This is a genomic window from Bacillus sp. TL12, from assembly GCF_022625245.1.
Lineage (GTDB): Bacteria > Bacillota > Bacilli > Bacillales > Bacillaceae_G > Bacillus_A.
Genome location: NZ_JAJJBY010000015.1, coordinates 52,168 through 73,912, shown reverse-complemented (window position 1 = coordinate 73,912; position 21,745 = coordinate 52,168). Strand labels below are relative to the sequence as shown.

General features: G+C 35.2%; 21 protein-coding genes. 8 read left to right on the top strand and 13 right to left on the bottom strand.

Annotation, left to right across the window (positions count from 1 at the left end; translation table 11 throughout):
- Nucleotides 1–40 precede the first annotated feature (40 nt).
- On the bottom strand, nt 41–1,006 hold the full coding sequence (locus LOK41_RS15715; RefSeq protein ID WP_241817349.1) for an L-threonine 3-dehydrogenase: 966 nt from the start codon (nt 1,004–1,006) through the stop codon (nt 41–43).
- Nucleotides 1,007–1,050: 44 nt separating this feature from the next.
- Nucleotides 1,051–2,241: a glycine C-acetyltransferase gene (locus LOK41_RS15710; protein WP_241817348.1), complete on the bottom strand. Its 1,191-nt coding sequence runs from the start codon at nt 2,239–2,241 to the stop codon at nt 1,051–1,053.
- 214 nt (nt 2,242–2,455) lie between these two features.
- On the opposite strand from LOK41_RS15710, the gene LOK41_RS15705 reads away from it, so the two are divergent.
- The gene (locus tag LOK41_RS15705) at nt 2,456–3,187 is read left to right on the top strand and encodes a class I SAM-dependent DNA methyltransferase (RefSeq protein WP_241817347.1); all 732 of its coding nucleotides are present in this window, start codon (nt 2,456–2,458) and stop codon (nt 3,185–3,187) included.
- 27 nt (nt 3,188–3,214) lie between these two features.
- Here the strand turns inward: LOK41_RS15705 and LOK41_RS15700 are convergent, their stop codons facing one another.
- From LOK41_RS15700 to LOK41_RS15690, 3 genes are read right to left on the bottom strand one after another with little or no spacing between them, the layout of a single operon-like run.
- Nucleotides 3,215–4,042 (bottom strand): ABC transporter ATP-binding protein, encoded by an 828-nt coding sequence (locus LOK41_RS15700; protein ID WP_174100316.1) that lies wholly within the window; start codon nt 4,040–4,042, stop codon nt 3,215–3,217.
- 56 nt (nt 4,043–4,098) lie between these two features.
- Nucleotides 4,099–5,157, bottom strand: coding sequence for a FecCD family ABC transporter permease (locus LOK41_RS15695; RefSeq protein ID WP_241817346.1), 1,059 nt, complete (start codon nt 5,155–5,157; stop codon nt 4,099–4,101).
- Nucleotides 5,154–6,158 carry a FecCD family ABC transporter permease gene (locus LOK41_RS15690; RefSeq protein WP_241817345.1) on the bottom strand — a complete coding sequence of 335 codons (1,005 nt, stop codon included), beginning with the start codon at nt 6,156–6,158 and terminating at the stop codon, nt 5,154–5,156. The genes LOK41_RS15695 and LOK41_RS15690 overlap by 4 nt, the downstream gene beginning before the upstream one ends.
- A gap of 173 nt (nt 6,159–6,331) precedes the next feature.
- Between LOK41_RS15690 and LOK41_RS15685 the strand changes: the two genes are divergently transcribed.
- Entirely contained in the window at nt 6,332–7,297 is a 966-nt protein-coding gene (locus LOK41_RS15685) for an ABC transporter substrate-binding protein (protein ID WP_241817344.1), read from the top strand.
- 381 nt (nt 7,298–7,678) lie between these two features.
- Nucleotides 7,679–9,067 (top strand): peptide MFS transporter, encoded by a 1,389-nt coding sequence (locus tag LOK41_RS15680; protein WP_241817343.1) that lies wholly within the window; start codon nt 7,679–7,681, stop codon nt 9,065–9,067.
- Between the two features lie 46 nt (nt 9,068–9,113).
- On the opposite strand, the gene LOK41_RS15675 is transcribed toward LOK41_RS15680, so the two are convergent.
- Together LOK41_RS15675 and LOK41_RS15670 are read right to left on the bottom strand one after the other, a co-directional pair.
- The gene (locus LOK41_RS15675; RefSeq protein WP_098491134.1) at nt 9,114–9,293 is read right to left on the bottom strand and encodes an acid-soluble spore protein H; all 180 of its coding nucleotides are present in this window, start codon (nt 9,291–9,293) and stop codon (nt 9,114–9,116) included.
- Between the two features lie 112 nt (nt 9,294–9,405).
- Nucleotides 9,406–9,693 (bottom strand): ArsR/SmtB family transcription factor, encoded by a 288-nt coding sequence (locus LOK41_RS15670; RefSeq protein ID WP_241817342.1) that lies wholly within the window; start codon nt 9,691–9,693, stop codon nt 9,406–9,408.
- Nucleotides 9,694–10,071: 378 nt separating this feature from the next.
- On the opposite strand from LOK41_RS15670, the gene LOK41_RS15665 reads away from it, so the two are divergent.
- Complete coding sequence (locus LOK41_RS15665; RefSeq protein WP_241817341.1) at nt 10,072–10,635, top strand: redoxin domain-containing protein; 564 nt, start codon at nt 10,072–10,074, stop codon at nt 10,633–10,635.
- Between the two features lie 341 nt (nt 10,636–10,976).
- A complete protein-coding gene (locus LOK41_RS15660; RefSeq protein WP_241817340.1) occupies nt 10,977–12,599 on the top strand; it encodes a lactate permease LctP family transporter in 1,623 nt (540 codons plus the stop codon).
- Nucleotides 12,600–12,631: 32 nt separating this feature from the next.
- Here LOK41_RS15660 and LOK41_RS15655 read toward each other — a convergent pair whose 3' ends face one another.
- The 4 genes from LOK41_RS15655 to gloA2 all read right to left on the bottom strand — a co-directional run bounded on the left by LOK41_RS15655 (nt 12,632) and on the right by gloA2 (nt 16,710).
- Nucleotides 12,632–13,081: a VOC family protein gene (locus LOK41_RS15655; RefSeq protein ID WP_241817339.1), complete on the bottom strand. Its 450-nt coding sequence runs from the start codon at nt 13,079–13,081 to the stop codon at nt 12,632–12,634.
- A gap of 123 nt (nt 13,082–13,204) precedes the next feature.
- A complete protein-coding gene (gene aspA, locus LOK41_RS15650; protein ID WP_241817338.1) occupies nt 13,205–14,638 on the bottom strand; it encodes an aspartate ammonia-lyase in 1,434 nt (477 codons plus the stop codon).
- Nucleotides 14,639–14,841: 203 nt separating this feature from the next.
- A complete protein-coding gene (locus LOK41_RS15645) occupies nt 14,842–16,158 on the bottom strand; it encodes a hemolysin family protein (RefSeq protein ID WP_241817337.1) in 1,317 nt (438 codons plus the stop codon).
- Nucleotides 16,159–16,323: 165 nt separating this feature from the next.
- Nucleotides 16,324–16,710 carry an SMU1112c/YaeR family gloxylase I-like metalloprotein gene (gene gloA2, locus LOK41_RS15640; protein WP_241817336.1) on the bottom strand — a complete coding sequence of 129 codons (387 nt, stop codon included), beginning with the start codon at nt 16,708–16,710 and terminating at the stop codon, nt 16,324–16,326.
- Between the two features lie 91 nt (nt 16,711–16,801).
- Between gloA2 and LOK41_RS15635 the strand changes: the two genes are divergently transcribed.
- From LOK41_RS15635 to LOK41_RS15625, 3 genes are all read left to right on the top strand, one after another.
- Nucleotides 16,802–17,980 (top strand): NupC/NupG family nucleoside CNT transporter, encoded by a 1,179-nt coding sequence (locus LOK41_RS15635; protein ID WP_241817335.1) that lies wholly within the window; start codon nt 16,802–16,804, stop codon nt 17,978–17,980.
- A gap of 190 nt (nt 17,981–18,170) precedes the next feature.
- Complete coding sequence (locus LOK41_RS15630) at nt 18,171–19,187, top strand: LCP family glycopolymer transferase (protein WP_174100375.1); 1,017 nt, start codon at nt 18,171–18,173, stop codon at nt 19,185–19,187.
- A gap of 247 nt (nt 19,188–19,434) precedes the next feature.
- Complete coding sequence (locus LOK41_RS15625) at nt 19,435–20,688, top strand: VanW family protein (protein WP_241817334.1); 1,254 nt, start codon at nt 19,435–19,437, stop codon at nt 20,686–20,688.
- 4 nt (nt 20,689–20,692) lie between these two features.
- Here the strand turns inward: LOK41_RS15625 and LOK41_RS15620 are convergent, their stop codons facing one another.
- Both LOK41_RS15620 and LOK41_RS15615 read right to left on the bottom strand, forming a co-directional pair.
- Nucleotides 20,693–20,965, bottom strand: coding sequence for a hypothetical protein (locus LOK41_RS15620; RefSeq protein ID WP_241817333.1), 273 nt, complete (start codon nt 20,963–20,965; stop codon nt 20,693–20,695).
- A 15-nt stretch (nt 20,966–20,980) separates the two neighbouring features.
- Nucleotides 20,981–21,499 (bottom strand): RNase A-like domain-containing lipoprotein, encoded by a 519-nt coding sequence (locus LOK41_RS15615; RefSeq protein WP_241817332.1) that lies wholly within the window; start codon nt 21,497–21,499, stop codon nt 20,981–20,983.
- Nucleotides 21,500–21,745 lie beyond the last annotated feature (246 nt).

Sequence of the window (21,745 nt, the reverse complement as noted above, 5' to 3'; positions counted from 1 at the left end):
CCGACAAAAAGAGCCGATCCATTCGAATCGGCTCTCTTCATTAACTAAGTACTAACTCAGCTGTTAACTTTTTTTTTAACTTTGCTAGCATATCTGCTGTCATTTTATCTAAGTCATACTCCGCTTTAAAGCCCCACTCTTCTTTCGCTGCTGTCGCATCGATTGAGTTTGGCCAACTATCAGCAATTGTTTGACGAGCTGGATCAACAGCATAGTCCATTGTAAACGTCGGAATGTGCTTACGGATTGCTGCTGCAATTTGTTCCGGTTCAAAGCTCATTGCCGTAATATTAAAAGCGTTACGATGTATTAACTTACTTGGATCTGCTTCCATTAAAGAAACAATTGCTTGCAGTGCATCTGGCATATACATCATATCCATGTATGTGCCTTCCGCAATGTAAGAGGTGTAGGTACCTTTTTTAATTGCTTCATAATAAATTTCAACTGCATAATCCGTTGTGCCGCCTCCTGGAGGAGCTACGTAAGAAATTAAACCTGGGAAACGTACACCGCGCGTATCAACGCCAAATTTTTGATGATAATAATCGCATAATAATTCTCCTGCTACTTTGTTTACCCCATACATTGTAGTAGGGCGCTGAATTGTATCTTGCGGTGTATTATCTTTTGGCGTTGTTGGACCAAATGCACCGATAGAACTTGGTGTGAAAAATTTACATTCCAGCTCACGTGCTGCTTCTAACGCATTTACAAGTCCGCCCATATTTAAATTCCACGCAAATAACGGATTCTTTTCTGCAGTCGCTGAAAGTAAAGCTGCTAAATGAATAATTGTATCTACTTCATTACGTTTTGCAATATCGTGTAGTTTCTGACCATCAGTTACATCTAACGTTTCAAATGGACCAGATTTTACGACATCACTATCCGTCTCACGAATATCTGTTGCAATAACGTTTGATGCGCCGTATACATCACGAAGTTTCATTACAAGTTCAGAACCAATTTGCCCTAAAGAACCGGTTACTAGAATTTTTTTCATTTTTCCCACTCCTCATTTGCAAGCTTTCAAAAGATGTAATTGTGTTAAATGATTCCCATTTCTTTGCCCACTTTTTCATACGTACGAATCGCTTCATCCAGCATTTCTTTCGTATGAGCTGCTGTTGGCATATTACGAACACGACCTGTTCCTTTTGCTACAGTCGGAAATACAATTGATTTCGCATAAACGCCTTCTTCATTTAGACGTTTACTGAACTCTTGTGTTAATACTTCATCACCAATAATACAAGGTGTAATTGGTGTTTCACTTTCTCCAATGTTAAAGCCAAGCTCTTTTAAACCTTGTTTTAAATAGCGACCATTTTCCCATAAGCGATCATGTAATTCCGTGCTTTCCATTAAAATTTCAATCGATCTCATACAAGCTGCTGCATCTGCCGGTGTTAGCGCTGTGGAGAATAAGAATGGACGTGAACGAACTTTTAACCAATCAATTAAGTTTTGTTTTCCTGCTACATATCCGCCAACTACCCCAATCGCTTTTGATAATGTACCAATTTGGAAATCTACTTTATCAGAAAGACCGAAATGTTTTACAGTACCTGCACCTTTTCCAAGTACACCTGAACCATGTGCATCATCTACATATGTCATTAAATCTAACTCTTCTGCAATTTCAACAATTTCTGGTAGTTTCGCAACATCACCATCCATTGAGAAGACGCCATCTGTAATAACCATCAATTTATTGTAAAGACCGGATTCCTTGGCCTCTTTTGCTTTTTTGCGTAAGTCTTCCATATCAGAATGTTTATACACAATAATTTTTGCTTTTGATAAACGACTACCGTCAATAATAGACGCATGGTTTAATTCATCAGAAAGAATTGCATCATTTTTATCCATAACAGCTGAAATCGCTGCCATATTACAGTTAAATCCTGATTGATATGCAATCGCTGCTTCTGTATGTTTGAACTTTGCAATTGTTTCTTCTAATTTGATGTGCAAATCAAGAGTACCGTTAATTGTACGAACCGCTCCTGCACCAACGCCATACTTATGAATTGCCCCAATTGCTGCTTCTTGCAGGCGATTGTCTGTTGCTAAACCAAGATAGTTATTTGAAGATAAGTTAATATATTCTTTTCCGCCAATTGTAATGATTGGTCCATTCGGACTTTCTAGCGGATCGATTACGTTATAAAGCCCCTTTGCTTTTAAATCCTCTAAATTTTCTTCTAAAAAGTTTGCAAGTGTTTTACTAGACATCGTGAAGCCTCCCTATCGTTCATGTAAGCGAATTATTGTCTTAATAATGCTAATAATCCCTCTACTAGCTTAACACGTTTTCGAAATTTATTATAGAAAAATAGTTCGAAGAAAACGCTTACAACTCTAAATTATATATGATAAAACGACAGAAAGCTATCCTTTGCTTTTAAACTTTGATAGAATAGAGAAAATATTTTTTGGAGCTGAGAAAATGGCATTTACAGAATCTGAAGTGTATAATAATGATTCTTTTTTTGAACAGTATATGAAGCGCAGATATCGAAATGATAATCCAAATGAAGCAATTGAAAAACCTACCTTATTGCAGCTCATCGGGGATATGAAAGGGAAGAACATTCTTGACTTAGGATGCGGTGATGCTAAATTTGGTGTGGAATTATTGCAAAAAGGATGTCTTTCTTACACAGGTATTGAAGGCTCTCACCTTATGTATACAGAAGCTGTACAACAACTAAAAAACGTAAATGGCACTGTCCATTTCATGAACCTCAAAGACTATACGTACCCTTCTTCTACTTTTGATCTCGTTACATCTAGACTCGCTCTTCACTATATTGATGATCTCGATATTATTTTTCAAAACATCTATCAAACCTTAAAAACAGATGGCACTTTCACCTTTAGTGTGCAACATCCCGTTATTACTTCTTCTTATGAGAGCTTACAATCTGGTAGTACACGTACAAATTGGCTCATTGACGATTATTTTAAAAGCGGGAAACGTGTAGAACCGTGGATCGATCAAGAAGTAATCAAATATCATCGTACTACTGAACAATACTTCATTCTCTTACAACAAGCTGGTTTTACAATTACAGACTTACGAGAAGCAACACCAAAGCGGCGACATTTCCAAAATGAAGAAGAATATACGAGGAGATTGCGTATTCCCCTCTTTCTCTTATTTTCTTGTAAAAAATAAAAAAGCGATGAAATTTCATCGCTTTTTTCATTTCACTACTTGCGCTACTTGCGGAAGTAAACATCTTCCTCTTCCCTGCGGAATGCATAGCGGTGTTCCAAATAACGGATCTGTCGTAATTTGACACTCCATGCGGAATACGTCACGAACTAGCTTGCAGTCAATAATTTCTTCTGGCTTACCTTGCGCATAAATTTGTTTATCTTGAATGGCTACAATATTGTCTGCATAGCGGCAAGCTAAGTTTAAATCATGCAGTACCATAACGATTGTTCTTTGTTCAGTTTCATTTAATTCGAATAACAAATCAAGTACTTCAATTTGATGTGTCATATCTAAATATGTTGTTGGCTCATCTAACAAAATAATATCCGTATCTTGTGCAAGCGTCATCGCAATCCAAGCACGCTGACGTTGTCCACCTGAAAGTGCGTGAACATCACGCTCAGCAAATTCAGTCATACCTGTTGCTGCAAGCGCCTTTTGTACCATTTCCTCATCTTTTTCTGACCATTGTTTAAGCCATGTTTGATATGGATAACGCCCTTGTTTTACAAGCTGAAGCACAGTTAGCCCTTCTGGAGCTTGAGGACCTTGCGGTAAAATTGCCATTTGCCGAGCGATTTGCTTCGTTTGCATATTTTGAATTGCTTTATCCTCTAGTAAAATATCACCTGATGTTGGTTTTAGTAAACGAGCAAGCGAACGTAATAAAGTTGATTTTCCGCAGCCGTTAGAGCCGATAAAAATCGAAATTTTTCCTTTTGGAATCTCTAGATTTAACTCATTGATAATAATTGTTTCACCATAAGACAATGTTAACGTTTTAGTCTCTAATGCTTTTTGCATGTTCATCTCCCTTTACTCCGTTTTCTTAGTAGACAAGGAATCGTCTATGTACTTCTTTACCTTTATGAATTTCGACTTTTATAAAGTAAATAAATAAAATACGGAGCACCGATTGCTGATGTAAATACACCTGCTGGAACTTCAAGCGGAGCAAAGACTGTGCGTCCAATCAAATCAGCAGCAAGTACTAAAATTGCCCCAACAACAGCAGCAACTGGAAGTAATGCACCATATAAAGAACCAACTAACCTTCTTGAAATATGCGGTGCCATTAAACCAACAAATCCAATTCCACCTGCAAAAGCAACCGCTCCACCAATTAATGCTGTACTAAGAAGCAAGAGGAAAAATCTTGATTTCGTTAAACCAATACCAAGTCCTACAGCAATATCATCACCAAGTTCTTGGGCATTTAAATGTCTCGCTGCTATAAATGCAACCACTGTTAGAATAAGGACCCAAGGTGCTAACACCCCTACGTTTTGCCAAGAAGACCCATAAACAGTACCAGTAATCCACACATTTGCTTGACTCGCTTGATAGATTGGTGCTAACAACATAAATAATGTTGTCGCAGCTTTCGTTAGTGCCCAAAACCCAACACCAATTAGAACAAGACTAATCGCCGATAATCCATCATTTCTCCATGCAAATAAATAAACAAAAAAGGCAACGATGGTTGCCCCAATAAAGGCCGCCAACGGCATATAATGAATGCTTACTGTTAATGCATTGTTTTTATCACTAAATATAGCTAGAAATAGTACAACTGCAACACTTGCACCACCTGTAATCCCAATAATATCAGGAGAAGCAAGCGGATTGCGAACGAGCCCTTGTAAAATACATCCAGCTACAGCAAGAGCTATTCCGACAAGAATTGCAATTAAAATACGCGGCATACGGAACTTATTTACAACCATATTAGACATCGCATCACCGTTTCCGGTAATTGCTTGCCATACATCATATGGAGCAACTTTCATCTCTCCTATACCCGCGCTTGCAAAGAATAATCCTATTAAAACAACGAATAAACCTAACAAGACGAAAAAAGCTCGTTTATACATTAAAAACGAGAGGCCGTCTTTTCCTACACGAAACGGAATATACTTCTTCATTTGCTAAGCCCTCTCTTACGTGCAATATAAATAAAGAATGGTGCACCAATAAATGCTGTCATAACCCCTACTGGTACTTCTTGTGGCATGATCACGTATCTCGCTCCAATATCTGCAAGAAGTAATAATATAGCACCTAACAACCCGCTATACGGTACCCTCCAGCGATGATCTACACCAACAAGTGCTCTTGCAAAATGAGGTATAATAATCCCCACAAATCCAATTGGACCAGCAACCGCAACCGAGCCACCTGACAGTAATACAATAATGAGTAACACTAGTGATTTCATCCAAACAGTTCGTTGCCCCAACCCTTTCGCAACATCTTCTCCCATCATTAATGTATTTACTTTTCCTGCCATCATAAGAGATGCTATCCACCCTATTAATAAATAAGGGAATACAGATTGCAGTATTTCTAACTTTCTTCCTTGAACAGAACCTGCTAACCAAAATAGTACTTCTTCTAATGCTTGCTCGTTTAATACGAGCAGACCTTGTGTTAAGGATGAGAATAAAGCACTAATTGCTACCCCTGCCAAGGTTAATTTGAGAGGAGTTGTCCCTTCTTTTCCTAAAGAGCTAGAAGCAAATACAAGTGCTGCAGCAACTGCTGCGCCTAAAAAAGCAATCCACGTAAACGCTGACAAAGATGAAATCGAAAAAACAACAATGGCTACAACAATGAAAAAGGCAGCACCTGAGTTTAATCCGATAAAATCTGGGGCAGCAAGCGGATTTTTTGTTAAAGTTTGCATAAAGCAACCAGCGATGGCTAAACTAGCACCGACACTAGCAGCAATAAGCGCACGTGGTAAACGTACATTTTGAATAATAATATGTTCATTCGAACCATCAAAATGGAAAAAAGCATCCAACGCTAATTTCCCACTTGTATTTGTATATCCAAAAATAATACTTCCCCAAATACAAGCAATAACTGCAATGATTCCAACAAATAATCCAACCCATCTTGCCTGATTTGTTTTTAATAACATGCAGCGTTTCTCCTTCAATGTATAATGATACGTTGTTAGTGTATTGCAACTTAATTTACGTTGTCAATGATAATAATTATTAATGTCAATTATTACTATTGACATTACATTTTTAAAACTGTAATATCAATTTCGATATTGAAAATTATTCTCAATATATAGGGGGATACATAATGAATTTCATCAAACAAAAATCATTTGTATTATTTGTATTCGTGTTATCATTTTCACTTCTATTAGGGGCATGTGGGAAATCTGATAACAAAGCGGAGCCTAAAAAAGAAGAAAAGAAAGAAATGATTTCTGTAGAACATGCAATGGGTAAAACGGAAGTTCCTGCTAATCCAAAGCGTGTTGTTATTTTAACAAATGAAGGAACAGAAGCTTTACTTACCCTTGGTGTAACACCAGTCGGTGCTGCTGAATCACCTACCGGTAATCCATGGTATCCACATACGAAGGATAAACTGAAAGATGTAAAAACTGTCGGTACTGAGCTTCAACCCAATGTAGAAGCAATTGCTTCTTTAAAACCTGACTTAATCATTGGTAACAAACTGCGTCACGAAAAAATATACGAGCAATTAAATGGCATTGCTCCTACTGTTTTCTCAGAAACATTACGCGGTGAATGGAAAGATAACTTTAAACTTTATGCAAAAGCAGTAAATAAAGAAAAAGAAGGTCAAAGGGTATTAGCTGATTACGACAAACGTATCAAAGACTTAAAAGGAAAACTTGGAGATAAAGTGAATCAAGAAATTTCTATGGTACGCTTTATGCCTGGTGATGTTCGTATTTATCACGGAGATACATTCTCTGGGGTTATTTTAAAAGAACTTGGTTTCAAACGTCCTGGTGATCAAAACAAAAATGACTTTGCAGAGCGTAACGTATCTAAAGAACGCATTCCTGCAATGGATGGCGATATCATCTTCTACTTCACTTACAATCAAGGAAATGAGAAAAAAGGATCTGAACTTGAGAAAGAATATATCAATGATCCTTTATTCAAGAACTTAAATGCTACAAAAAACAACAAAGTATATCAAGTTGACGATGTAATTTGGAATACAGCTGGCGGCGTAATGGCGGCGAACTTAATGCTAGATGACATTGAAAAACGTTTTACAAAATAATACTTTTCTAAAACAGCTTCCCTTTCGGAAGCTGTTTTTATTTCACCTTCACGAAAGTGTCACATTATTTCATTTTGTATTTTTATTCCCTATATGTTATATTATAAAAGTAAATAAAATATATTTTCTATATACCAGAAAAATTTTTATAATCTAAATTTTCTGATTTATCATTATTTTAGTTTCTTTTGAAATTCAAATACTACATTTGAAAACGCTTATTATTAATTTTTCAGGGTAAAATACAGTAACATATAAACACTCAATAGATTATTTAAGAAATTTCCTTGCTATTCTCATATAATTCTATTGACTTCTAAATATTTTGTAAATTAAAATGATTACATAAATATCCGTTATACAGGATTAGGGGGAAACAATATGGATGCAGCTTTAAAAGTAGAAAAAGCTGGAGGGCAACAATCACCAAAAAAACATCCACCTGGATTATATTTGTTGTTCTTAACAGAGATGTGGGAAAGATTTAGTTACTACGGAATGCGTGGCCTTTTAGTTCTTTATTTAACAACAACTGTTGTAAGTGGAGGACTTGGATTTGATAAGGCTTTCGCAGTGCAATTATACGGAATTTTCACAGCTTTAGTATATTTCACACCGATTATTGGTGGATGGTTAACTGACCACTTTATTACAAGACGTCATGCAATTACTCTTGGCGGTATTATCATGGCACTTGGTAACTTTGTACTATTTTCAATGAATACAAAAACTGGACTCTTTTTAGGATTAACACTCTTAGTTATTGGTAATGGATTCTTTAAACCAAATATTTCTACACTTTTAGGTGAACTGTATGGCGAAAATGATTCGCGTCGTGACAGTGCTTTCACAATCTTTTACATGGGTATCAACGTAGGAGCTTTCTTTGCACCACTTATTTGTGGTTTCCTAGCAGAAGATTTCTTTAAAACAAGCGTTGATGGCGTTATGGTTATGGGTTATAAATACGGGTTCCTTGCAGCTTGTATCGGTATGATTATCGGACAGATTTTCTTTAACCTACTAGCTCCTCGTTACCTTGGCAAGGCAGGAACAACGATTGTAGGTAAGAAATCAAAAGATCAAAATGTAGTAGTGGAAAAGAAACCTTTAACAAAACAGGAAAAAAATCGTACTATGGCAATTGTTATTTTAACTTGCTTTGTTGTCTTCTTCTGGGCAGGATTCGAACAAGCTGGTAGTTCTTTAACACTTTACACAAACACATTTGTGGATCGCACAATTTTCGGATGGGAAGTTCCAACATCTTGGTTCCAATCTGTTAACCCAGCATTTATCGTACTATTCGCACCATTTGTATCTATGTTATGGTTGAAACTAGCAAAATCAAAGCGTGGCGATTTAAAAGTTCCAACAAAGATGGCGTTTGGTATGATTTTACTAGGGATTGGTTACCTTGTTTTAACATTAGCTGTTCTGAAAACTGGCAGCGACGAAGCAAATATTGCTACGAAAGCAAACTTATTATTCATCGTCTTCACATATATGTTCCATACAATTGGTGAATTATTCTTATCACCGATCGGTCTATCAATGGTAAGTGCAATTGCTCCTGTAAAATTAGCATCTCTATTAATGGGAGTATGGTTAGCAGGTTCTGGTATGGCGAACTATTTAGCTGGTGCACTAGCTGCTTTCACACAATCTTTAGGATATCTGGAGGTATTCGCAAGTATTGGTATTATCGTAATTGTACTTGGTCTAGTACTCCTTATGTTCTCTAAGAAAATTGCACGTATGATGGAATAATTAAATCAATAACAAGAGAGTCTCTCGTAATGTGAGAGACTCTCTTTTATTTCTCTTCTAACGCTGTAACATCCACTTGCACTGTTTCATGTGGTGTTTTCACATCATGTACATTCGCAACTCCACTTCCCTCATCACAGCTTTCAATCCATACTGGTACACCTTGATACGTAACATCAATTCTGCTTGAAGACGACAAAATTTGTTTTACACGCTTTACATCCATTATTTATTCCTCCTTCTATTCATTACACCTCCTAGCTTTCCATATTTTCAAAACTCTATTCCATTAAAAAATCCGTGTATTTCTACACGGATTTTTCCATAATATTCAAATTTTACGAAAATAATGTTTTTACAACTTCACTTACTTTCTCATTATGCACTTGATAATATACTTCTAAGCCACGTCTTTCAAAACGAACAACTTTATTTTGCTTTAATTTCGTTAAATGCTGTGAAACAGTTGATTGCGGAATTTCTAATACTCCCTGCAATTGTGTTACGTTACAAGTTCCACGCCCCATCAGCTCCATTACTAGGCGAAGACGAAGTGGGTGAGCTAACGCTCGTAGCATTTGTACATCCTCTTCTGAAATACGACAATCAAATTGATTTTGATTCATAAAGTTCCCCTCATTTTTTCATTTTTATTTTCTCTTTATTTATCTTTATATATTTGTTTTTATATTTCCTGTTACGACACAACTTTATCAACCTAAAATAAAAAAATTATTTCCTCCTTTTATCAACATACAATTAAGGGCAAAAAATCCTGTTGATTTTGAATATTATACTACATCGTTTAGTGAAAAAGCAAAACATACAGATAGGAATACTTTGCTTCTAAATGTTGATTTATCAACCTTTTTGTTATATTTCGCCCCCCATAATCCTCTCGTAATAATATTGTAAGATATTGTTCTTACATGATATATCACTGTAATCTTTTTTAATGATTTGACCTATAAAAATCACTTTGTTACGATGGGAGGAGTGAAATTTTGGTAAAGGGGGGAATTATTATTAAAAAATGGCTAATAATATGCTTCATTAGTATTGCACTTGGTTATACAATTATCCAAAACTTTCTATTAAAAGATAAAGAAGAACAAAAATCCCAAACAGAAAATATCACAATTGGAACAGAGCTTGGTAATGTCGCTCCTAATTTCCTCTTACAAACAGTCGATGGAAAAGAAGTACATCTCACAGATTATAAAGGAAAAAAAGTATTATTAAATTTTTGGGCCAGTTGGTGCGGTCCGTGTAAAATAGAAATGCCGGACATGGAAAAATTCTATATAGATATGAAGGGAAAAGGTATTGAGGTTATCGCTATAAATGCAACTGCTAGTGAAAAAAGTCCAGATCATGTAAAACAATTTCTTCAAGAAAACAAATATACTTTTCCCGTTCTATTCGATATACAAGGACAAGCAAATGCAACATATCAAATCATGAGCATCCCTACCTCCTTCATTCTTGATGAAAAAGGCATCATTCACTTTAAACATGTAGGACCAATGACATACGAAAATATGGTTGAGTATATGGACAGTTTATAAATCGCTACTATGAAGACAACGAGAACCTACATTTTTTTCTCTATTTTAACTTGGTAGTGACGGGAAAATGTTCTAGCCGGATCCTCTCTCCCACCTAAATAGAATGAATTTGTTTCTTATATAGGAATCGTGTACTTTCTGTACACGATTCTTCTTTTTGTCCAGTTTATGAACAAAATGTAGCGGAATTTTTACAGTTAACACTATTATGAAATAATTATACTTTTTCACGTTGACAATAGTGTTGAGCAGGGATATACTTAGCAATGTAAGTTGATTGTGAATCATTTCACAAATAATGTGAATATCTTCACATATTATAGATAGGAGTTGTCATTATTATGAGTACTTGGACACAAATTTATGATCCATTAAACAACATTTGGTTATCAGCACTTGTCGCTGCTCTTCCAATCTTATTCTTTGTCCTTTGTTTAACAGTATTTAAGATCAAAGGATATTTATCAGGGCTTTACAGCGTAATTTTAGCAATCATTCTTTCCATATTTGTTTACAAAATGCCTGCAACTATGGCAGTATCATCCGCTGTATTTGGAGTAGCAGCTGGTTTTTATCCAATTTGTACAATCGTTATTGCAGCCATTTTTCTTTACAAATTAACAGTAAAAACTGAGCAATTTAACGTTATTCGTGACAGCATTTCCAGTATTACAAGCGACCGTCGTCTTCAAGTCTTATTAATTGCCTATTCATTCGGTGCTTTCTTAGAAGGTGCAGCTGGTTTTGGTGTACCAGTTGCAATTACAGCCGCATTACTTGTAGGTATGGGATTTGATCCATTAAAAGCAGCAGGTATTTGTTTAGTTGCAAATATTGCTGGTGGTGCAATGGGGGCAATGGGTATTCCTGTTACAGTACCTGCTCAATTAACACAAATCGATGCATTAACTGTTGGTCGTCAAACTGTAACATTATTACCTTTCATTAGTTTTGTATTACCATTCTTACTTGTTGCAATGGTAGATGGTCTTAAAGGTATTAAAGAGACTTGGCAAGGTATCCTTGTAAGTGGTGGTTCTTTTGCTATTACACAATTTGTTGTAACATACTTCCTTGGTGCTGAATTAACTGATATTTTCGCAGCTGTTGTCAGCATGGTTGCATTAGCTTTATTCTTACGTGTATGGCAACCAAAATCTTCAGATCAATCTAGCTCTGGAAAAGTTGAAAAACATAGTTACACAATGAAACAAATTTTATATGCTTGGTCACCATTTGCTTTCTTAACTGCATTCGTAACAATTTTCAATCTAAAAGCAATTAAAGGTTTATTCGCTTCAGATGGTGCATTAGGAAGCTTAGTATGGAATATTCAAGTTCCTGGTTTACACAACCATGTTATTAAAACAGCACCAATTGTAAATGCAGATACACCATTTGCAGCAATCTTCAAACTAGATGTATTTTCATCTACAACTACTGCAATTGTATTAGCAATTATCGTATCCCTACTTGTATATCGTGCAAAAGGTCAAATGATTAAAGAATTAACTATTGAAACATTAAAAGAACTAAAAACTCCAATTTATACAATTTGTAGTGTAATTGCATTAGCATATGTAACAAACTATTCTGGTATGTCTTCTACTCTTGGACTAGCTTTATCATCTACAGGTGATGCTTTCCCAATCTTATCTCCAATCTTAGGTTGGATCGGCGTATTCTTAACTGGCTCAGTAGTATCAAGCGGTTCATTATTCGCACCACTTCAAGCAGTAACAGCCGACCAATTAGACATCGTGCCATCTACACTTGTTGCATTAAACGTAGTCGGCGGTACAATGGCAAAAATGGTTTCACCACAATCCGTAGCAGTTGCGTGTGCAGCAGTTGGACTAGTTGGTAAAGAATCTGCTCTATTTAAAACAGCAATGAAATATAGCTTAATCTTCTTAGCAATCATTAGCTTACTTCAACTTAACGCTGTGTTTAATATCTTTTAAAATAAAAAGGCTGATGACTCGTTCATCAGCCTTTATTTCTTTTTTCTCTTTAACCATTCACTCAGATATAGTACTTCACTAGTTCCAATTGATTCTTCATCTAACTTTGCGTTAAACTCTAAACTATTTCCATCTAAATCATAAAAATAAACAGCCGCCGATGGCATCCAATCATGTACAATCGGCTCAATTGGTTCTTTCTCAAAGCTTTTTCTTAGTTTTATCCCTCTTTCTTGTAACCACTCATTTGCCCTTTTTAAATCTTCTAACGTTACTCCAAAAGCAAAATGATTTATTCTTATCTTTTCTCCCTCTGCAACTTCCCATACTCCTAACATTTGTTTCCCTTCTCCCACATAGAAAAATGCACATCTTCTTTCTTCTATTTTATGTGCAAGAACAATTCCTAATCCTTCATAAAATTCAATTGATTTTTCTAACTGCTTAACCTGCACATGCGTTTCATAAATAGATTGAATCATTTTTCTCTCCCTTTTATAATGAAGGCTTTCCTTCATTATAAAAAGCTTCTCACTTTTAACCATCATAAATAAGGATGAGAATACATCATACTTTTGTATGAAAAAATCCTGATACACAAAGTATCAGGATTTTTTATTCTTTAATAGCGACGCTCCTGCAATCTCAGGATGCGTCATTTCATATGGATCTAAAATAATATCCAATTCTTCTGCTGTTAACACACCATGTTCTAAGCAAAGTTCACGGACTGATTTGCCTGTTTTAATTGCCTCACGTGCAATACTAGAAGCTGCTTCATATCCAATATGAGGGTTCACTGCCGTAATAATTCCAACGCTTTTCTCAACATATTGTTTTAACAACTCTTCATTTGCAGTAATCCCTTTAATACAGTACTCACGGAATACGCGGAATGCGTTATTCATAATACTAATAGATTGAATTAAATTAAATACTAATACTGGCTCCATTACATTTAATTCTAATTGCCCTGCTTCTGATGCTAAACATATTGTATGATCATTTCCAATGACTTGGAAGGCAACTTGGTTAATCACTTCTGCCATCACCGGATTTACTTTCCCCGGCATAATAGATGATCCTGGTTGACGAGCTGGTAATTGAATTTCAGCTAATCCAACGCGTGGACCAGATGCCATAATACGCAAGTCATTTGCAATTTTAGACATATTCATCATACATACTTTGAGCGATGCAGATACTTCTGTATACGCATCTGTATTTTGCGTGGCATCTACTAAATGTTCGGCGCCAACAAGCGGAAACCCACTAATGCTGCATAAATGTTTTACAACCTGCTTAATATAAGTTGGATTTGCATTTAAACCTGTTCCAACAGCTGTCGCTCCCATATTTACTTCATATAAGTGCTGACGAGATTGTTTTATTCGTTTTATATCACGTTCAAGCACACGACTATAGGCTTCAAACTCTTGACCAAGGCGAATTGGAACTGCATCTTGCAAATGTGTACGTCCCATTTTAATTACATGATCAAATTCTTTTGCTTTATCAGCAAACGCATGATGCAGTGCATCCATTGTAATAAGAAGCTCTTCTAACATGATAAGCGTCGCAATATGAATTCCTGTCGGAAAAGCATCATTTGTTGATTGTGCCATGTTCACATGTGTATTTGGACTAATTATTGCATAATTTCCCTTTTCATAACCTAATCGTTCTAATGCACGGTTTGCAATAACTTCATTTGTATTCATATTAATGGAAGTTCCTGCCCCGCCTTGAATCGGATCTACAATAAACTGCTCATAAAACTTTCCGTCAATAATTTCCTGAGCTGCTTCTACAATTTCTTTCCCAATATTCTCTTGCAAATAACCTGTCTCCATATTCGCAAGTGCTGCAGCTTTTTTAACCATTGCCATTGCTTGAATTAATGACCCATGAATACGATATCCTGTAATCGGAAAGTTCTCTACAGCACGTAATGTTTGAACACCATAATAAGCTGCATTAGGCACTTCTTTTTCACCTAAAAAATCTTTTTCTATACGTACGTTTTTCGTTGCTATCATTTTTCATCACCTATACTTTTCATTCTAATCGATGACCTAAAAACATTTTCTATGAAAATATGATTTTTGTAAGATATATATTTTCATATCTTTCTTCACTATAGTGTACCTCTTTTGAAAGCGCAAACATTATTACTTTTCTACAAAATCACCTATTAAAATTTTAACCGGTGGGAGTTCCCCTTCCCACTGATTTATAAAAGTTAGGCAATTGCTGTATCTTCTGCTTCAACTTTCTTTATTTCCACCCGTTTAATTTGATGCATATCTTTTTCGAGAACTTTGAATATCCAACCATTTGTCTCAATAATATCTCCCTCAGTAATGATTTGTTTTTGCATCATAATCCAACCACCGATTGTGTCTACATCATCAGCAATTAAATGTAAACCGAGCAAGTCATTTACTTCACTAATGAGTACTTTTCCGTCTACAATTTTATATGTGTCACTTCTATGCTCGATAGGCGGATGTTCATCTTCATCATACTCATCGCGGATTTCACCAACAATCTCCTCTAAAATATCTTCAAGTGTAACAATCCCTGCCGTTCCTCCATATTCATCATATAAAATTGCAAGCGGAATGCGTCTTTTTTGCATTTGCAATAACAAATCATGAATTGGGATATTTTCCAACACTTCAATAACAGGTCTTGTATAAGGAACAATGGAGCATTCTTCATTTCGACCACCGTCCATATAACGAATAAATAAATCCTTTACATTAACCATCCCAATAATTTCATCTTTATCTTCTCCAAATACAGGATATCTTGTATACTTTTCTTGACCAATCACTTTAATATGTGTCTCAAACGGTTCATCTTCATATAAACCAACAATTTCAGTACGCGGGACCATAATTTCTTTTGCTATTCGGTTATCAAATTCAAAAATATTATTTACATATTTAAATTCAGCCTGATTTATTTCTCCGCTTTCATAGCTCTCTGATAAAATAAGTCTTAATTCCTCTTCTGAATGTGCAACTTCATGCTCAGAAGCCGGATGTAATCCGAATAGGCCAGTCACAAGACGAGCTGATCCATTTAGAGCCCAAATAAACGGATACATAATACGATAAAAATAAATGAGCGGCTGAGCTAATAACAAGCTTACTTGCTCTGCTTTTTGAATGGCAAATGTTTTTGGCGCTAACTCTCCGATTACAACATGCAAAAATGTAATCACGGCAAATGCAATAATAAACGATATAGTGCTTGCAATTACCGGTGAAAGTTCAAACTTTAAAAATAACGGTTCCAATAAATGCTTTATCGTTGGTTCACCTAACCATCCTAGTCCTAGCGCTGTAATTGTAATTCCAAGCTGACATGCTGATAAATATTCGTCTAAATTGGAAATCACTTTCTTAGCTGCTAGTGCCCCTCGCTTTTTTTCTCCTACAAGCTGATCAATACGACTACTACGGACTTTTATAATCGCAAATTCAACTGCCACAAAAAAACCAGTTAATGCAATGAGAATAACAACCATGATTAATTTAGCAATTTCCAAAGAACACCTTTAGCCTTTTCTTAGCTAAAGTTACACCTCCTTTTTAAAAGAAGTTTTTTCTCCATCAAAGTAGCTGCTGATTGAATGGAAAACGAATGGAAGCTTCACTTTGTTCTTATTTTCTTCATTTGTCAAAAAGCAAACCTATATAAAATTCCCCAATTTTCAATCCTCATATAATTCTAATGGTAAACAATCCGGATCTTGGAAAAACACAAATCGTCTTCCTGTTATTTCATCAACACGTATTGGTTCCGTATCTACTCCGCATTGATTCAAATGTCTAACTGCCTCTTGTATATCCGTAACAGCAAATGCTAAATGTCTCAGACCAGCTGCTTCAGGGAAACTTTGGCGCTTTGGTGGATTTGGAAATGAAAATAACTCAATCTGATATTGTTTCCCTACACGCAAATCTAATTTATAAGAATTTCTTTCTTCCCTGTATAGCTCATTTACTACTTCAAATCCTAAAATCTTTGTATAAAATTCTTTAGATATTTTATAGTTAGAACAAATGATGGCAATATGATGCACTTTAGATATATTCACGCTCTACTTCATTCCTTTCTTTACCAAACATGCATATTCTCCTTCGAAATGAAAAACCTATGTAACAGAACATCTCACAAGGAGGCTTATTATGAAGTTTGTTACTTTTTTTCTCGGTCTTGCTGTTGTTTTCTTTCTTGCCTTCATTGCAAGTAACAATAAAAAGCATATCAAATTCAAACCGATTTTTATTATGCTTATTATACAGTTAATTTTAACCTATTTACTATTAAATACAGAAATTGGTCTCATACTCGTAACTATGATTTCTAATTTATTTACGAAATTATTGGACTATGCTGCATCTGGAATAAACTTTGTATTTGGTGGTATTACAAACAAGGGAGAAATGCCGTTTTTCATTAATGTACTCTTACCAATTGTCTTCATTTCCGTCTTAATTGGTATCTTACAACATTTCAAGATACTCCCGTTTTGTATTCGCTGGATTGGCTTTTTTCTCAGTAAAATAAATGGACTTGGTAAGCTAGAATCTTATAACGCTGTTGCTTCTGCCATTGTGGGACAATCCGAAGTATTTATTACCGTAAAAAAACAGCTTGCGCAAATTCCAAAACATCGCCTCTATACAATGTGCGCCTCCGCCATGTCGACCGTATCAATGTCCATCGTCGGTGCTTATATGACAATGATTGAGCCTAAATATGTAGTAACCGCTCTTGTCTTAAATTTATTTAGCGGCTTTATTATCGTACTCATTATTAATCCGTATGATGTTAAAGAAGAAGAAGACATTTTAGAAATTAAAGGCGAAAAGCAAAACTTTTTTGAGATGCTTGGAGAATACATTCTAGATGGGTTTCGTGTTGCTATCGTTGTCGGTGCCATGTTGATTGGATTTGTCGCCTTAATTAGCTGTATTAATGATTTATTCCATCTTATTTTTGGAATTACATTTCAGCAGTTACTTGGTTATATTTTCTCACCTATCGCTTTTCTTATTGGTGTGCCAAGTAACGAAATTGTCACAGCTGGAGGTATTATGGCTACAAAGCTTGTAACGAATGAATTTGTAGCCATGATGGATCTCAGCAAGCTTGCAAACAGCCTCTCTCCTCGTACAGTAGGCATTATTTCAATTTTTCTTGTATCCTTTGCAAACTTCTCTTCTATCGGAATTATTTCTGGTGCCGTTAAAGGATTAAATGAAGAACAAGGAAATGTCGTTGCTCGTTTCGGTTTAAAGCTATTGTACGGCGCGACACTCGCCAGCATTTTATCCTCAATTATTGTAAGTATTATGCTATAAGAAGGTAAAATTTAATCCTTTTCTTATTCATCCTTTTTATATACAATACGAATAGATGTCTCATAAATAATTGAGACATCTATTTTTTATACATGTACAACAATGTATATGTAGCGTACAATATCTCTTATGTGTCTCATTTACACATTATAGAGCAATATACAAATTGAATGATTTAAAGGAGAACTAAATAATGAACTCAGATGTAGAAAACAATAACAGAACCTCAAAGAGGCGATTTAAGAAAAGACGCCTACTATGGTTTATTCTCATTCCACTGCTCATTGTAACACTTGGAGGTGGGGGCTACTCTTTCCACATATATAGTAAAGCAAAATCAATTTTAAATAATGCCTATGCTAAACTAGATAGAGGCGATAAATCCGATAAACGAGAAAAAGCTGTTAAACCAATGACCGATAATGTTTCTGTCCTTATTATGGGTGTGGACGAAAGCGATCTTCGCGAAAAATCTTACGGTAAAGCAACACGTACAGATGCATTATTACTTGCCACAATCAATAAAAATGATAAATCAGTAAAGCTTGTTAGCATTCCACGTGACTCGCGTGTTTATATAAAATCACGCGATAAACAAGATAAAATTACACATGCCCATGTATTTGGAGGCGTGGATAGTACAATTGATACAGTTGAGAACTTTTTAGATGTCCCTGTTGACTACTATGTGAAATTTAACTTTAAATCCTTTATAAAAATTGTCGATTCTCTTGGTGGTATCGATGTAGACGTCCCTGTTGAATTTACAGAGCAAAATAGTAAAGATGAAGCAGGCGCAATCCATCTAAAAAAAGGGCGTCAGCATTTAAATGGTGAAGAAGCACTTGCTTTAGCAAGAACTCGTCATATCGATAGCGATTATATGCGCGGTCAGCGTCAACAGCTTGTTTTAGAAGCAATTGCTCAAAAAGCGTTATCTATAAATTCCATTAATAAAATTGGTAGCTTATTAGATGCTGTTGAGAATGATTTAAAAACAAACTTAACATTTGATGACATGATGACAATTTCGAAGAACACAATGGGCTCCGACTTAAAGATGGATAAACTTCAAGTAAAAGGTACCGATGAATATATTGATGGCATCTACTACTACATTCCTGATGAAAAGAATGTACAAGACATCACTACAACATTACAACAACATCTCGGTGTCACGAATAAAACAGAACATAAAAAATTATAATAAAAAGGCTGCTAAGATTTTCTGAGCAGCCTTTTTATTATAATTTTCAACAAAATACTTCCATTTTCTTACGCAAATAATGACAAAAAGAGACAATTGTTACAAAATTGTAACGTTTTTTATAAAAATATTACACCAATATTGAAAATAATAGTATACTAGTACATACATAATACTATTTTTATCATTCATATATAAAAAAACGAATACATATGACCTTATACATTAACTTTTTGGGGGGAAGTAAATGAAGCTACGTAAATTACTTATTGGTTCTGCTGTCACTGGTGGAATATTACTATGTGCAGGTGGAATTGGTGGTTATCAATACGTTTCTAAATTAAATAAACAGCTCGATACAAATGTATTACCACATACTACATTTGAAGGCACTTCTCTTGATGGTAAAAGTAAAAAAGATGTCCAAAAAATTCTTCAACAAAAAATTGATGAGGCCAATAAAAAATCTCTTAACTATGCATTCCAAGGTAAGACACAAACTTATACGTGGAAAGATTTAGGCATTGAATATAAAGAACAAGACATTATCGAAAAAATCTTTAAAGAACAAAAAGGAAACCTGATTGATCGCTATAAAATGCGAAAACAAGCTGAAAATGGTGAGCTGAAACGTGAATATAAATTAACACCACAGTTAAATACAACAGCTTATGAAGCCTTTATAAAAGAAAAATATAACGAAACTTTAAAAGAACCTGTAAATGCTGAATTAAGTATTTCAGGAACAACAGTAAATATTAGTCAAAGCCAAAATGGTGAAAAAGTTGATAAAGAAAAATTAAAAGAATTAACAGCAAAAGCAATTACTACTGGTACACAAGACATTCAGCTCCCGATTGCCTCCATAAAGCCAGACCGCTCTACAGAAGATATTCAAAACATGGGAATTACAGAGGTTATTGCTGAATATTCTACTCCTATGGCTGGTCGAAATGGCAACCAATCCTTTAATGTAAACAAGTCTGCAAATACTTTAAGCGGTGCAATCGTGGCACCCGATGAAACATTTAGCTTTAATGGACGCGTCGGTATTACCGATGCAGCCCATGGTTATAAATCTGCTGCTGTATTTTCACAAGGTAAAGTGATCCAAAGTGCTGGGGGCGGCGTTTGCCAAGTGAGTAGTACTCTATATGGAGCAGCATTACGCGCTGATTTAGGAGTTGTTGCTCGTAGTAACCATTCTATGCCTGTTAACTATTTACCACTGGGTCAAGATGCTGCTGTAGCAGATTATGGTCCAGATTTAAAATTCAAGAATAATACTGGCAAACATATTTACATTCAAGCATTTTCTAATGGTAGTAGTATAACTACACGTATTTTCGGTACACCTACTGGCAAGAATGTAGAAGTTTCATCAAAAGTAATTAGCAATACTGAAACTAAAATTACAGCTGTCACATATAAAAAAGTAACACAAAACGGTCAAGTCATCTCAAATGGCCAAATTTCAAAAAGTGTATACAAAAAGGCGTGATCCTTCACGCCTTTTTGTTTTGAAGCAAACGTATAAATGCCTCTATATGTTCTCTTGTCTCTTCTAACGACCATATACGACTGCCTTGTTTGGCTGCCAATAAACAACCGTCTTCCCAAGAATTTTCTTTCTGTATATGTAATAACTCATGTTGTAATTTTGCAATCGTTTCTTGGTCCTCTTGCTCTAAAAACTCCGTCATTACATCTATAATCTCTTCCTCATGTACACTTAACGTACAATATGCTTTTAGGAAATATTGAAATGTCGGATACATGCTACTCCCCCTTTCTTATTTATCAGATGGATAGGAAGTAATGATTTTAAATCCTAATTCTCCTGACTTATCTCGTGCTAAAACAGTGACTGTATTCATCAGTTTATCTTTTACACTCATATCTTTCTTTAATACTGTTTTCCCAACAGAAAATGAATGTTTCGTATTTAACACGAGACGATTCTCTTTAGAATTCTTTAACCAATTTTCAATTTCCTTCTCATGTTGCTTTAAGCTATCTTTAACAGCTTTTGTTGCCACTTCTTTATCGTAGTATGTACTTGCTGCTGATACTTTATCTGTCTGCAATCGCTTCTTCAAATCCTCTTCTTTTTTCCCAACATGGCGTTCTATCGTATGACCATTTTTCGGTGGCCCTTCCATTTCGTCTAAAATGTTATCGCTAATTTTTTCTACTGATGTTGAATTGCTTTCTTTCGAACTTTCTTTTTTCTGCTCTTGTTCTGCACAGCCACTTAAAACAAGAATCATCGCAAGTAAGCTGCTCAAGAAAATACTCCATAATCGTTTCATCATATCACCTCTTTCATGATTATTATAGGAACTTCATCAAAAGTCAATTTTAGATAAGAAAAAGCGTGTAGCATTCTAAAATTCTACATACTTTTTCTTATTTTTTTCGTATTGCAATCCGATCACAGAACCGTTTTCTCTGACTGAGAACCACAATCTATGCAATAAACCTTTTATTGAATGGGGTATATTTAATAAATTTAACAAAAACCTTATTTTAATAACATTTATCCGTTGTAAATATAC

Coding starts and splice junctions, on each gene's coding strand:
- LOK41_RS15660 (WP_241817340.1), top strand. CDS start 10,977: ATGAGTACTTGGACACAAATTTATGATCCATTAAACAACATTTGGTTA.
- aspA (WP_241817338.1), bottom strand. CDS start 14,638: ATGATAGCAACGAAAAACGTACGTATAGAAAAAGATTTTTTAGGTGAA.
- LOK41_RS15675 (WP_098491134.1), bottom strand. CDS start 9,293: ATGGATGTAAAGCGTGTAAAACAAATTTTGTCGTCTTCAAGCAGAATT.
- LOK41_RS15685 (WP_241817344.1), top strand. CDS start 6,332: ATGAATTTCATCAAACAAAAATCATTTGTATTATTTGTATTCGTGTTA.
- LOK41_RS15695 (WP_241817346.1), bottom strand. CDS start 5,157: ATGAAGAAGTATATTCCGTTTCGTGTAGGAAAAGACGGCCTCTCGTTT.
- LOK41_RS15670 (WP_241817342.1), bottom strand. CDS start 9,693: ATGAATCAAAATCAATTTGATTGTCGTATTTCAGAAGAGGATGTACAA.
- LOK41_RS15680 (WP_241817343.1), top strand. CDS start 7,679: ATGGATGCAGCTTTAAAAGTAGAAAAAGCTGGAGGGCAACAATCACCA.
- LOK41_RS15635 (WP_241817335.1), top strand. CDS start 16,802: ATGAAGTTTGTTACTTTTTTTCTCGGTCTTGCTGTTGTTTTCTTTCTT.
- LOK41_RS15625 (WP_241817334.1), top strand. CDS start 19,435: ATGAAGCTACGTAAATTACTTATTGGTTCTGCTGTCACTGGTGGAATA.
- LOK41_RS15620 (WP_241817333.1), bottom strand. CDS start 20,965: ATGTATCCGACATTTCAATATTTCCTAAAAGCATATTGTACGTTAAGT.
- LOK41_RS15705 (WP_241817347.1), top strand. CDS start 2,456: ATGGCATTTACAGAATCTGAAGTGTATAATAATGATTCTTTTTTTGAA.
- LOK41_RS15655 (WP_241817339.1), bottom strand. CDS start 13,081: ATGATTCAATCTATTTATGAAACGCATGTGCAGGTTAAGCAGTTAGAA.
- LOK41_RS15710 (WP_241817348.1), bottom strand. CDS start 2,241: ATGTCTAGTAAAACACTTGCAAACTTTTTAGAAGAAAATTTAGAGGAT.
- LOK41_RS15690 (WP_241817345.1), bottom strand. CDS start 6,158: ATGTTATTAAAAACAAATCAGGCAAGATGGGTTGGATTATTTGTTGGA.
- LOK41_RS15615 (WP_241817332.1), bottom strand. CDS start 21,499: ATGAAACGATTATGGAGTATTTTCTTGAGCAGCTTACTTGCGATGATT.
- LOK41_RS15700 (WP_174100316.1), bottom strand. CDS start 4,042: ATGAACATGCAAAAAGCATTAGAGACTAAAACGTTAACATTGTCTTAT.
- LOK41_RS15715 (WP_241817349.1), bottom strand. CDS start 1,006: ATGAAAAAAATTCTAGTAACCGGTTCTTTAGGGCAAATTGGTTCTGAA.